The organism is Collinsella sp. AF36-3AT (genome assembly GCF_003475205.1).
Lineage (GTDB): Bacteria > Actinomycetota > Coriobacteriia > Coriobacteriales > Coriobacteriaceae > Collinsella > Collinsella aerofaciens_AF.
Window position 1 is genome coordinate 192,038 of record NZ_QROZ01000002.1, and the last position, 13,326, is coordinate 205,363.

At 60.1% G+C, this 13,326-nt stretch carries 7 protein-coding genes; all 7 read left to right on the top strand.

Annotated features, from left to right (window positions below):
* Positions 1-154 precede the first annotated feature (154 nt).
* The 7 genes from DW003_RS03265 to DW003_RS03295 all read left to right on the top strand — a co-directional run bounded on the left by DW003_RS03265 (position 155) and on the right by DW003_RS03295 (position 13,070).
* Positions 155-2,929, top strand: coding sequence for a YhgE/Pip domain-containing protein (locus DW003_RS03265; protein ID WP_233545475.1), 2,775 nt, complete (start codon positions 155-157; stop codon positions 2,927-2,929).
* Positions 2,930-5,119 (top strand): YhgE/Pip domain-containing protein, encoded by a 2,190-nt coding sequence (locus DW003_RS03270; RefSeq protein WP_118387511.1) that lies wholly within the window; start codon positions 2,930-2,932, stop codon positions 5,117-5,119.
* Between the two features lie 333 nt (positions 5,120-5,452).
* Complete coding sequence (locus tag DW003_RS03275) at positions 5,453-6,436, top strand: DMT family transporter (protein WP_117634248.1); 984 nt, start codon at positions 5,453-5,455, stop codon at positions 6,434-6,436.
* Positions 6,437-6,552: 116 nt separating this feature from the next.
* On the top strand, positions 6,553-7,848 hold the full coding sequence (locus tag DW003_RS03280; protein ID WP_118387513.1) for a M20 family metallopeptidase: 1,296 nt from the start codon (positions 6,553-6,555) through the stop codon (positions 7,846-7,848).
* Between the two features lie 262 nt (positions 7,849-8,110).
* Entirely contained in the window at positions 8,111-8,380 is a 270-nt protein-coding gene (locus tag DW003_RS03285; protein ID WP_187361886.1) for a hypothetical protein, read from the top strand.
* A gap of 304 nt (positions 8,381-8,684) precedes the next feature.
* On the top strand, positions 8,685-9,998 hold the full coding sequence (gene hisS / locus DW003_RS03290; RefSeq protein ID WP_117645931.1) for a histidine--tRNA ligase: 1,314 nt from the start codon (positions 8,685-8,687) through the stop codon (positions 9,996-9,998).
* Between the two features lie 258 nt (positions 9,999-10,256).
* Positions 10,257-13,070 carry a phosphoenolpyruvate carboxylase gene (locus DW003_RS03295; RefSeq protein ID WP_370448108.1) on the top strand — a complete coding sequence of 938 codons (2,814 nt, stop codon included), beginning with the start codon at positions 10,257-10,259 and terminating at the stop codon, positions 13,068-13,070.
* Positions 13,071-13,326 lie beyond the last annotated feature (256 nt).

Sequence of the window (13,326 nt, forward strand, 5' to 3'; positions counted from 1 at the left end):
TTTGAGATACTGTACATCTGTACGTTAACTTATCTTCGTAGTATATTGCTACCCGCAAAACTCAGCACCATTGTGCCGCGACACGCTAAAGTGCCTCCGTACAATGGTTGTTAATAGCATGATTCGGCTAAACGATAGGATGGATGGTCCAAGCGTGAGTCTCGGCAGCAAACTATCCGATGCAAAGGTTTCCTTTGCAATCTTTAAACGCGACATCAAGCGATTGATCGTGAACCCCGTCGCCCTGGTGGTTACCCTGGGCGTGTGCGTGATTCCCTCGCTGTATGCCTGGTACAACATCGTGGCCAACTGGGATCCGTATGGAAACACCCAGGGCATCAAGATCGCCATCGCCAACAACGATCAGGGCACCCAGAACGACCTAGTGGGCGAGCTCAACGCAGGCGATAAGGTGGTCGACCAGCTCAAGAAGAACGACCAGCTTGGCTGGACCTTCGTCGACTCGGCGGCAGATGCCAAAGAGGGCGTCGAAAGTGGCGAATACTATGCTGCCATCGTGATTCCCAAGAACTTCTCTGACAATCTCGTCTCGATGCTCGACGGCAATTACCATCAGCCGAAGCTCACCTATTACGTCAACGAGAAAAAGAGCGCCATTGCGCCCAAGGTTACCGATACCGGTGCCAACACCATCGAGGAGCAGATAAACTCGGAATTTGTCTCTACGGTGGGCGAGACCGTTGCCGGCATTGCCAAAGATGCCGGAGTCGATCTAAAGGACAAGGCAACCCAGACGCAGGATTCGCTGGCAAGCTCGGTGTCCGAGGCATCCGATACCTTGGGCGAGGTACGTGATTCCATCGGCGACATGAACACCGCCATCGACAAGACGAGCAGCTCGATTGCTTCGGCCGATGCTGCGTTGGCGGGCCTGCAGGGACAGGCGCCTTCGCTAACGCAGGCAATCGCTCAGGGTAATGATCTGCTGGTCGAAGCTCGTACCACGGCTGGCAAGTCCATCACCTCGCTCTCCAAGGCACTTTCGGAGGGCAGCCTTGCGCTAACCAAGACGTCGGCTTCCGCGAATGCTGCCATCGGCAAGTTGACGGGCACGGTCACATCTACGACCACCCGCATCGACAACTCGCTCGAGTCTCTCCAGGCAACGATCGATCACAACACCGCAGTTATCGGCCACCTGCAGATTCTTGCCGGCGATACCTCGACGGGATCGGATCAGATCGACGCACTGATCGCCTCGACGATCGATACGCTCAAGAAGCAGAACGACCAGCTGCAGAGTATCAAGAACAGTCTGTCCGCGCAGTCGAGCGCCATGGCAAATGATGCCGCGGCTGTCTCGGGTGCCAGCGACGCTATCAATAACGCAATTCAGACCGGGGCGACCAACCTTGGCCAGGCCCAGGCAGATCTGGGTCAAAACGCGCTGCCGAAGGCTTCGAGCGCGCTTGACTCCTTTGCCGCCGTTTCGGGCGATTTGACCGGCATTGTGTCGGGCATGACCCCCACGATAGCGAGCGCGCGCGGCACGCTGGCGCAGCTCGACGCCACGCTCAAGCAGGCAAAGACCACGCTGTCCCAAACCGACGCCTCCCTTGCCAAGGTTCAGGACAAGCTCGCGACCGCCGCCAATGACATTGCGGCGCTGCAGACCTCTGAGTCTATGGGCGAGTTAGCCGACCTCATGGACGTCGACGTCAATGACGTGGCAGATTTCATGGCATCTCCGGTTGAGCTGACATCCAAGTCAATCTATCCGGTCAAGAGCTTTGGCTCGGGCATCGCGCCCTTCTACACCAATCTGGCGCTGTGGGTAGGCGGCTACGTGCTCATCGCCATCTACAAGCTCGAGGTCGACCGCGAGGGCATCGGTAGCTTTACGGCGCGTCAGGGCTACTTTGGCCGCTGGCTGCTGCTGGTGATCCTGGGCGCGTTCCAGGCCATTATCGTTACGGTGGGCGACCTGGTCATTGGCGTTCAGTGCGTCAATCCGCTGCTCTTTGTGCTGGGCGGCATCGCTATCTCGTTCACCTACGTCAACATCATCTATGCGCTGTCCACCACCTTTAAGCATATCGGTAAAGCCATTGGCGTCATCCTCGTCATTGTGCAGATCCCCGGCTCGTCGGGCATGTATCCCATCGAGATGATGCCAGGTTTCTTCCAATGGCTGCATCCGCTGCTGCCCTTCACCTATGGCATCAACCTGCTGCGCGAGACCGTCGGTGGCATGTATTCGTTCAACTACCTGTTCAACCTGTGCATCCTGGGCGTGTTCCTTGCCATCGCGCTCTTTATCGGTCTGCAGCTGCGCCCGTTGCTGCTCAACCTCAATCTGCTCTTTGATAAGCAGCTTTCCACGACGGGCCTAATGATCTGCGAGTCCAACGACCTACCGCGCCAGCGCTATTCGCTGCGCACGGCCATGCGCGTCATGCTCGATTCGGATTCGTACCGTCGCGAGCTGCTCGATCATGCCGTGGCGTTTGAGCATCGCTACCCGTACTACATCAAGGGCGGTTTTGCCGCCGTGGTAGGCGTGCAGGTTCTGCTCTTTGTGCTTTCGACGGTGCTCGATATCGACAATAACGGCAAGATCATCCTGCTCGTTATCTGGATCATTTCGGTTATCGCCATCTGCGGCTGGCTCATCAACATCGAATACATCCGTGCGAGCCTCAATACCCAGATGCGTATCTCGGCGCTTTCGGACGAGGACCTTCGCCGCGAGATGCGCGAGCACACGGCTGCCATCCCTGCCGCCCGTCGCATGTTTGGTCTCAACGCCAGCGAGCGTGGCGCCAAGGGAGACGAACAGCCTACGAGCCGTCTGTCGCATATCGGTGCGCATCGTAAGGCTCAAGATGCCGACGGCGCTGACAACGTAAACGGAAACGACGGGGACACCACCTCGCTTGGCAAGCACTCTAAAGGAGGTGAGGCATAAATGAAAAACATCCTGCACCTGTTTAAGCGCGATGTCCAAAACGTGTCTCGCTCCGTGATCGGCATGGTCGTCGTGATGGGCCTGATCATCGTGCCATGTCTCTATGCATGGTTTAACATCGCCGGAAGCTGGGATCCGTACGGCAACACCGGCAACCTTAAGATCGCCGTGGTCAACACTGATGAGGGTTACGAGAGCGATCTGATTCCCGTCGAGGTCAACGTGGGCGAAAACGTAACCGCCACTCTGCGCGGCAACGAGAACTTCGACTGGGTTGTGCTCAACGATCGCGATAAGGCCATCGATGGCGTCAAGTCGGGCGCGTACTACGCTGCCGTCGTTATCCCTAAAACGTTTAGCGCCGACATGATGACGCTTTTCTCGACCGAGGTGAAGCACGCCGATATCGAGTTCTACGAGAACCAGAAGGCTAACGCCATCGCACAGATCGTGACTGAAAAGGGCTCGAGCGCCGTCCAGAGTCAGGTCAACGAGACCTTTACCAAGACCATCACGACCATCGGCCTTAAGACCGTGTCCAGCCTGCTCGACTATATGAGTACCGACCAGGTGAGCAACTTTATCGCCAATCTGTCCTCGACGCTGGGCGATTCGGTCGAGGACCTGCAGGACGTTCAGGCGAGTGCGACGTCGCTCGCGGGCATTTTGAGCTCCACGTCCGATTCACTGACATCGGCGGGCGGCATGCTCAAGCAGACGGGCACCGTTGATGAGTCGACGAAGCAGCTGATGGAGCACGCCAAGAGTGGCATCAATGATTCCAAGGAAGCGCTCAAGGCCGCCAACGATGCCGTTGACGCGGCGATTGACGGAAGCGCGGGCTCGTTCGACAACGTGTCCGCCGAGCTTGCGAAGGCATTCGATGCCGCGAACCAGCATGTCGACGTTACGGTGACCCAGCTCAACAAAGCCGCGTCGGCACTCGAATCGCGTGCCAACGATATCGATGACGTGGCTAACCAGCTCCGCAGTTTTGCCGAGCAGGTGAGTGACGAAAAGCTCCAGGACAGTCTTAAGTCTGTGGCGACATCGCTGGGCAGGATCGCGACGGAGTATCGTAACAATGCGAAGGACCTGACGGCGACCGCAAAGTCCCTTTCGGACGGCATGGCGGAGGTCAACAACTCGCGTGCCGAGGTCGACCAGGCCATCGCCGATGCCAAGGCGGGTATCTCGGGAGCCAAGTCCGACTACGATTCCACGTTCTCGGTTAAGGCCAAGGAGCTCAAGAAGACCATTTCGGGCGTTCTGGATTCCCTGAACGGTATCTCGGGTGACTTGGATAGCGCCGTGAGCGGTCTGACCGACGCCTCTGGCTCGCTCGCAAAGGGCCTCTCCAAGGCTGCGACGCTGGTCAACAAGGCTTCCGATCAGCTGGGTGAGGCATCGGACAAGATCAGCGCCTTTAAGGACGAGCTCGATGGCGCCCTGATGTCGGACGACCTTGCCACGATCAAGACGATGATCGGCAACGATCCCGAGGGTTTGGCCGTGTCGCTTTCCGGCCCCGTCGCGCTCGACCGCAAGCCGGTCTATCCGATCCGCAATTACGGTTCGGCCATGGCGCCGTTCTATACGATCCTGTCGCTGTGGGTCGGCTCGATCGTGCTGGCGGCCATGATGAAGGTATCGGTTGACGATGAGCTCATCAACGAGCTGATCCCCGTGCGCCTGCACGAGATCTACCTGGGCCGCTACCTGTTCTTTGGAGGTCTGGCCCTGCTGCAGGCGACACTCGTGTGCGCGGGCGACATCCTGTTCTTTGGCATCCAATGCGACAACCCGCTGCAGTTTGTGCTGGCGGGCTGGGTCGCGAGTCTCGTGTTCTCCAATATCGTCTACACGCTCACGGTTTCGTTTGGCGATATCGGCAAGGCGCTCGCTGTCGTGCTGTTGGTCATGCAGGTCGGCGGTTCAGGCGGTACGTTCCCCATCGAGATGACCGGCCCTGTGTTCCAGGCGATCTACCCGTTCCTGCCGTTTACCCACGGCATCAACGCCATGCACGCCGCCATGGCTGGCGCCTACCATATGGAGTACTGGGTTGAGCTGGGTATCTTGGCGAGCTATCTGATTCCGTCGCTGGGCCTGGGCGTCGTCTTCCGCCGCCCGGTCATCAAGGCCAACGACTGGATCATCGAAAAGCTTGAAAGCACGAAGCTTATTTAGTTACGCGGTTTTACCAAACCGCGTAACGGCTCGACGCTGCAAACGGCCCCAAGCGGCAATCTGACGTTCAATTTCAAGGGCGCGACCAGAAGGTCAGCGCCCTTTCATTTCACGTCACCTTGCTCGCTTGGGGTCGTTTTCGCTGATATTGCCGGAGCATCGAGGTTTACTCTGCCGGTACTTTAGTGGGCTGGATTGCGGTGTGACGTTGGTTGTTGCTACAGTAGCGGGGCGTGCCGGGGGTCCGGCGCGTCCCGTTTTTATTTGACCATGAGGCGGCACGCAGCCATACGCGTGCGGACACCACGCCCAGATTGAGTGTGAGGATGTTCCATGGCCCAATACGCTGCCAACGAAATCGAAAACTTGCCCGATAGCCCAGTAGCCCGTGAGGATTTGGGCGCGGGCGGTATTCCCCGGGGCGCCGGCGCACGCTCTCCGCTGTTCTGGAAGGTTCTGCTCCTTTCGGTGGCGGTCATCTGGGGCTACTCCTTTACCACTATGAAGGACGCACTCGGCACCATTCCGGTGTTCGCGCTGCTCTATGTACGTTTTCTGCCCGCAGCGTTGGTCATGTTTGCCGTCTTCCACAAGCGCATCATCGCGCACCTCAACGCTCGCAACCTGATCGTTGGCCTGAGTATGGGCGTGCTCATGTGGGCGGCCTATGCGTTGCAGACGGTCGGTCTGGCACATACTACGGCGGGCAAGAATGCTTTTTTGACGGGCACGTATTGCATCCTTGTGCCGTTCGCGAGCTATTTCCTGAGCGGCGAAAAGCTCACGCGCTACAACTTGGGTGCCGCGCTGCTGTGCCTAGCGGGCATTGGCCTCGTCGCACTCGATAGCGTTGAATTCAACATTGGTGACGTCATTACGCTGGCGGGTGCGGCCTTTTTCGCCATCCAGATGGCGGTGACTGCCAAGTACGGTCGCAAAATGGACATCAACGTCATCACGTTTTGGATGTTTGTGGGCAACGGCGTGCTGAGCCTGGCAACGTCGCTGCTATTCGAGACCCAAGCGCCTCTGTCCGTGTGGACGCCGAGCTTTATCAGTGCGATGGCGTTTCTCTCGGTGGGCTGCACATGCGCGGCTCTGCTCATCCAAAACGTCGGCCTGGCGCATGTCCCGGCCTCGACGGGCTCGCTGCTCCTTTCGATGGAGTCGCCTTCGGGTGTGCTGTTCTCGGTGCTGCTGATGGGGGAGGCGCTCACCTCGCGCCTGCTCGCCGGCTTCGCGCTCATCTTCCTGTCGATTATCTTGAGCGAGACTCACTTCGATTTTTTGCGTCGAAAGCCGCGCCCGCAATTGTAAACAACTTGTTGCGCCGCCCTCCCGGGGCGGCATTTTTTATGCCTCGCCCTTAAAGTAGTACCTTGCACTTTACGCTATCAAAGTGCTTGCTGCAAAAACGATACTGGAGGGCATCTATGGCACCAGCTTTGTCCGATCTTCAACCGCAATCAGCGCCCAAGGCCACCGCAGCGGCGCAGACCGCTATCGGTGACGGTCTCGTTGCAGAAGCTCAGGCTTTTGCAGACGAGCTCGCTGCGTGGCGACACGATCTCCACCAGATGCCCGAGCTGGGTAATAGCCTCCCACAGACCTCTGCGTATATCCAAGCGCGCCTGACTGAGATGGACATCCCATTTGCCACGCTCGTTGATGGTTCCTGCGTTGTGGGCCTTGTCGGCGCCGGTGCCGCCGCGGCCCAAGGCAATGGCGTCTGCACGAATGAGCAGGCTGGTACGGTCATCATGCTTCGTGGCGACATGGACGCCCTGCCCGTTGCCGAGGAATCCGGCGAGCCCTTTGCATCCACCAACGGCTGCATGCACGCTTGCGGTCACGATATGCACGCGACGGCGCTGCTTGGCGCGGCTCGTATGCTCAAAGCGCGCGAGACTGAGCTTGTTGATGCCAACGCCACGGTTAAGCTGCTGTTCCAGCCGGGCGAGGAAACCTTTGAGGGTGCCCGCGCCGCCATCGCCGACGGTCTGCTGCAGAACCCGCGCCCTCAGGTCGCCTTTGCCATGCATGTCAATAGCCAGTCGCCGCTTGGCCTGGTGCTTTACGGCAGTCCGGCGCTCTCGGGCGTGTACGGTTTCCGCATCACGCTGCAGGGCAAGGGCGGTCATGGCTCGAGCCCCGAGATCTGCATCGACCCCATTACGGCCGGCGTCCATGTGCATCTGGCGCTTCAGGAGCTTATCTCCCGCGAGGTGCCAGCGGCCAAGGAAGTCGCACTTACCGTTGGTAAGTTCGCTGGCGGCTTGGCGGCCAACGTCATCCCCGACACCTGTGTGCTCGAGGGAACGCTGCGCGGCTTCGATGTCGAGCTCATGACTCATCTCAAGGAGCGTATCGCGGAGGTCGTCAACGGCGTTGCCGCAACATATCGTACGCCGGCAGCCATCGAGACGCTTTCGGACGTTCCGCCGCTCGTGCTCGACAGCGATATGACCCAGGCCTCGCTTGGCTACGTGGGCGCGGTGCTGCCCAAGTCCGCCTTCCTGCCGCTGTTCCACGCCATGGCGAGCGAGGACTTCGCGTTGATCTCGAGCGAGATCCCGAGTGCGTACTTTACCGTGGGCGCTGCCGTGACTGATACGGACGAGCATTTTGCTCAGCATCATCCCAAGGCGCGCTTTAACGATGCCGAACTGCCGCTCGGTGCCGCGGCCTATACCGCCGTCGCTTTGGGCTATATCGCCGACCACCGGTAGCACCCAACCTTGCCTTTCAAGCCTGCGGGCATGGCCGTAAGGCCTATGCCCTTGTCTTTCAAGGCAATCTTGGGCACTACCGGCGCCCGGCGCCGGCTATTCGTTTGTTAAATAAGGAGCAGTATGTCCCAGCAGCGTAAGTTCTTCCCCGGCTGGCTCGTGGTGGCCTCTGGCTTCGTGATCATGGCCACGTGCTACACGATTTTCGTCAACTGCATGAGCCTGTTCCAGCCGTTGATCGTCAGCGACCTGGGCATTTCCCTTGCGCAGTACAACATCTCCAACGCCCACGATCGCCGCGTCCAAGCAGTTTGGCATGGCCGACCTGGGCAAGGTAACGGGCACCATCACCTCGCTCGAGATGGTTGGCGGCACGGTGGGCGCCATCGTCTCGGGAATACTGTTCGATGCCACGGGCTCCTTTACGAGCACATGGATCGTGTGCCTGGCGTGCTCGGTGGCAATGCTGGTGTTCCTGCTGGCGTCTGAGCTCATCGCGGCTAAGCTGCGCGCGAGCGTGGCGGGGGAGTAGGGACGACGTCGCTCGTAGCTCTTTGCCCCGTTTTGTCCGTGGCTGCCTTGGAAGCCGAATGGATGCTCGTACCGTCATTCGGTTTCCCATGCAGCCACGGGCTCAAGAGATGACCCGAAGTCTTTCCGTCCAACGGATTTTGTGATCCGAAGAGGCGGAAGGATTGCAGATTGCACACCGCGGCGGTGCATCTGGCCGAACGAGTCCCCATACCCTCGTTCGGTCAGATGCACCGCCGCTGTTTGTGTTTGTGCCGTATAATGACCACTATCTATGACGCGATACAAAAGAAAGGTGTTTGCCCATGCAGGCACAGAAGGCGGAGGGAACCCGCGACCTTATCGGCGCCGAGATGCGCGCTTGGCAAAAGATGCAGCAGATTGCGGCCGGCGTATTCGAGCCGTTTGGCTTTAAGCCCATCGAGACGCCCGCGATCGAGCAGGTGGACGTCTTTGTCCACGGCATCGGCCAGTCGACCGACGTCGTGCGCAAGGAGATGTTCCGCGTCTTTAGCGGCGCCAACCTGGAGCGCGTCTTTGCTGAGGGCACCGATAGCAAGCTCAAGCCCAAGCAGCGCCTGGCGCTTCGTCCCGAGGGCACGGCCGGTGTGGTGCGCGCCGTCGTGGAGAACAACCTGGTGCCCCAGGGCTCCACGCCGTTTAAGGCTTATTATGCCGAGGCCATGTTCCGTGGCGAGCGTCCCCAGAAGGGTCGCCTGCGCCAGTTCCACCAGGTGGGCATCGAGTGGCTCGGCGCTCCCGATCCGGCAGCAGACGCCGAGTGCATCATCATGCTCATGGAGTTCTACAAGCGCCTTGGTTTCGATCTTTCCAAGCTCCGTCTGCTCATTAACTCGATGGGCGATGCCCAATGCCGTCCGGCCTATCGCGAGCAGGTCAAGCAGTTTATCCTCGATCACGCCGACGAGATGTGCGACGAGTGCCGCGAGCGCGCCGAGCTCAATCCGCTGCGTGCCTTCGACTGCAAGAACGACCACTGCCGCGAGATCATGGCCGACGCACCGCTGATGGGCGACAACCTGTGCGATGAGTGCCGCGAGCACTACGAGCAGGTCAAGCGCTATTTGGATGCGGCGGGTATCGAGTATGTCGAGGATCCCACCTTGGTGCGTGGCTTGGACTACTACACCCGTACCGTCTTTGAGGTCGAGGCTCCCGGCGCCGGCGTCGGCTCCATCGGTGGCGGCGGTCGCTATGACGGCTTGGTCGAGCTCGAGGGTGGCAAGCCCACGGCAGGCGTCGGCTTTGCCGTCGGTTTTGAGCGTGCGCTGCTGGCCCTGCAGGCCTTTGGCAGCGACCTGGGTGCCGAGGAGGCCCCGTGCGTCTACGTCGCCAATGCCGGCAAGGAGCTGCGCCAGAACGTCTTTGCCATCACGCAGGAGCTTCGCGCCGCTGGCATCGTGACCGAGGCCGACTACCAGGGTCGTTCGCTCAAAGCTCAGTTTAAGCAGGCCGACAAGGTTGGCGCCAAGCTCATTTTGGTCCTGGGTGGCGACGAGCTTGCCGCCGGCAAGGTCAAGGTGCGCGACATGGAGAGCCATGACGAGGCCCTCGTCGATCTGGCCAACGTGGTCGAGGCGGTTCGCGAGCGCCTGTAGCGCATGATTTTTGAGCTGTAGTGCCGCTGAGGTGCCCAGCTCATTGCGAGCGATTGTTACGGGGGTGTTTCGCTTTTATGCGGAATGCCCCCATTTACGTATGCCGCCCACCGAGAAATACGACCATTTAGGGCAAAAACCCTTGCAATGCAGAAAATACTTTTGTGTGGTAAAGCGCAATCAGCGCCGAAAGTTTTTGCCGAGTGCCTATAATGAATACCGCATGTTACGTGCATAGAAGGAGGAATGGGAGGAAACGTGGCTGAGAACCTAAGCAACCAGTCTGTACCCGAAGCCGCGGCGCGCGTCGCTGCCGTGGTCAACCGCCTCGTTAACCGAATCGGCTCGAATGCCGAGTCCAGGGAGCGTCTCGCCGAGATCGAGATCCCCGAGGAGCTGCGCGACAACTTGGCGCTGTTCCTGCGCCTAGAGCGCCGTGTGCTTAGCGAGTATGATCCCGAGATCGCGGACCTGTTCGACAAGATCCTGACGGCCGAGATTGTGGCCAATGCCGGAAACCCCGGCGCCCGTGCTGCCGACGAGGCCGTCGACGAGCAGGGCGTGCCCACCGCCGACGAGCCCACCGCCGTGGCATTCCGTGAGGTCGTCGATCTGATCGACAGTCTGCCGCTCGATAAGCAGCAGGTCATCGTTCGCGCCTTTACGAGCTTCTTCCACCTGGCAAACCTGTCGGAGGAGAACTACCGTGTGGCGCAGCTGCGCGAGTGCGAGGCCGGCGCATCGACCGATACCGAGGTCGATCCCGCCAACGAGCTCACCGTCGCCTATCACCAGTTGGTAAACGAGATGGGTGTCGAGGGCGCCAACGAGCTGCTCGGCAAGCTCGAGTTCCACCCTGTCTTTACCGCACATCCCACCGAGGCCCGTCGCAAGGCCGTCGAGGGCAAGATTCGCCGTATCTCCAATCTGCTGGAGGAGCGTCCGCGTCTGGGCGGCTCCGACCTGGTGGAGAACGAGCGCCATATGCTGCAGGAGATCGACGCCCTGGTGCGTACGAGCCCCATCGCGCTCAAGAAGCCCACGCCGGTCGAGGAAGCCGATACCATCATCGACATCTTCGATAACACGCTGTTCGACGTCATCCCCGTCATCTATCGTCGCTTTGACGACTGGGTGCTGGGCGACAAGGCCGGTACCGTGCCGCCGCTGTGCCCGGCGTTCTTCCATCCCGGCAGCTGGATCGGTTCCGACCGCGACGGTAACCCCAACGTCACCGCCAAGGTGAGCCGTGAGGTCGCCGCCAAGTACTTCACTCACATGGTGCTCAAGCTCGAGGACAAGTGCCGCCGCATCGGCCGCAACCTCACGCTCGAGGCCACCTACAGCAAGCCTTCTGCTGAACTCATCAACCTGTGGAACCATCAGGTCGAGATGAGCCCTCGGTACACGGCCCGCGCCGAGCTGATCTCCGAGCACGAGCCGCATCGCGCCGTCATGCTCGTCATGGCAGACCGACTCAACGCCACCGTGCGCCGTATCACCGATACCATGTATCACAGCGCCGATGAGTTCCTGGATGACCTGCGTGTCGTTCAGCGCTCCCTGGCCGCCTGCGGTGCCGTCCGTGCTGCCTACGGCCCGGTCCAGACCATCATCTGGCAGGTCGAGTCCTTCGGCTTCCATATGGTCGAGATGGAGTTCCGTCAGCACTCCGTGGTGCATGCCCGCGCCCTCAAGGATATCCACGAGAACGGTATCCATGGCGACCTGCAGCCCATGACGCGCGAGGTCATCGATACCTTCCGTGCCATCGGTTCCATCCAAAAGCGCTACGGCAAGAAGATGGCGCACCGCTACATCATCTCGTTCACCAAGAGCGCCCAGCATGTGGCCGACGTCTTTGAGCTTGCCCACCTGTCCTTTGCACACGAGGAGGATGTCCCCGAGCTCGACGTGATCCCGCTGTTTGAGCAGCTCGAGGACCTCGAGGGCTGCGTCGACGTGCTCGACCAGATGCTTACGCTGCCCGTGGTGCAAAAGCGCCTTGCCCAGACCAACCGCCGCATGGAGGTCATGCTGGGCTACTCCGACTCCTCCAAGGATGCCGGTCCTACCACGGCCATGCTCGCGCTGCACTCCGCGCAGGAGCGCATTGCCAAGTGGGCCGAGAAAAACGATATCGATCTGGTGCTCATGCACGGTCGCGGCGGTGCCGTGGGCCGTGGCGGCGGTCCGGCCAACAAGGCCGTGCTGGCGCAGCCCAAGGGTTCGGTCAACTGCTTCTTTAAGCTCACCGAGCAGGGCGAGGTCATCTTTGCCCGTTACGGCAACCGCACGCTGGCTCAGCGCCATGTTGAGTCCGTTGCCGCCGCAACGCTTTTGCAGTCGGCTCCGAGCGTCGAGAAGACCAACACCGAGACCACGCAGAAGTTCTGGGATATGGCCGAGAAGCTCAACGCAGTAAGCCATGAGCGCTATCTGGACCTGCTGAACACTGAGGACTTTACACCGTGGTTCTCGACCGTGACGCCGCTGACCGAGGTCGGTCTGCTGCCGATTGGCTCGCGCCCGGCCAAGCGCGGTCTGGGTGCCAAGTCGCTCGACGACCTGCGTACCATTCCGTGGATCTTCAGCTGGAGCCAGGCGCGCATTAACCTGGCCGCTTGGTACGGCCTGGGCACCGCCTGCGAGCAGTTTGGCGACCTTGACCAGCTCAAGGCTGCCTACCAGGAGTGGCCGTTCTTCCGCACCTTTATCGACAACATCGAGATGTCGATCGCTAAGACCGATCAGCGCATCGCCAAGATGTACCTGCACCTGGGCGATCGCCAGGATCTGTCCGAGAAGGTCTTCACCGAGATGCAGCTCACCCGTAAGTGGGTCCTTGCCATCGTCGGTGACGAGTGGCCGCTGCAGCGTCGCCGCGTGCTCGGCTGCGCCGTTCGTGTGCGTAACCCCTACGTCGACGCCCTGTCCATCGCTCAGGTCCGCGCCCTTCGCGAGGTGCGTATGAACCAGGACGAGATGGCCGAGGAGAAGAAGGCCGAGTACATGAGCCTGATTCTTTCGACTGTGACCGGCGTCTCGGCAGGATTGCAGAACACGGGGTAATCGATAGCCCTGTAGTCGTCCGGGCCCGCCATCAGCTTACTTTTAGGCACGTCCTCGGACATGCAAGAAGCCCTCGCTGCGCACTTCGTGCGGCGAGGGCTTCTTGCGTCCTGCGGAGTGTGCCTAAAAGTAAGCTGATGGCGGGCCCTACGATGTCCGGTCTTCGGTGGATTACTGGCTGGGGGAATAATGGCGCGCTTCTCGACTTACGACTGTAGCGGCCGCGGCTCCGTTTGGGATCGTGGCCGTTTTGTTG

Bases quoted from the DNA above. Each gene is read 5' to 3' on its own strand.
- DW003_RS03275 (WP_117634248.1), top strand. From the start codon at position 5,453: ATGGCCCAATACGCTGCCAACGAAATCGAAAACTTGCCCGATAGCCCA.
- hisS (WP_117645931.1), top strand. From the start codon at position 8,685: ATGCAGGCACAGAAGGCGGAGGGAACCCGCGACCTTATCGGCGCCGAG.
- DW003_RS03280 (WP_118387513.1), top strand. From the start codon at position 6,553: ATGGCACCAGCTTTGTCCGATCTTCAACCGCAATCAGCGCCCAAGGCC.
- DW003_RS03270 (WP_118387511.1), top strand. From the start codon at position 2,930: ATGAAAAACATCCTGCACCTGTTTAAGCGCGATGTCCAAAACGTGTCT.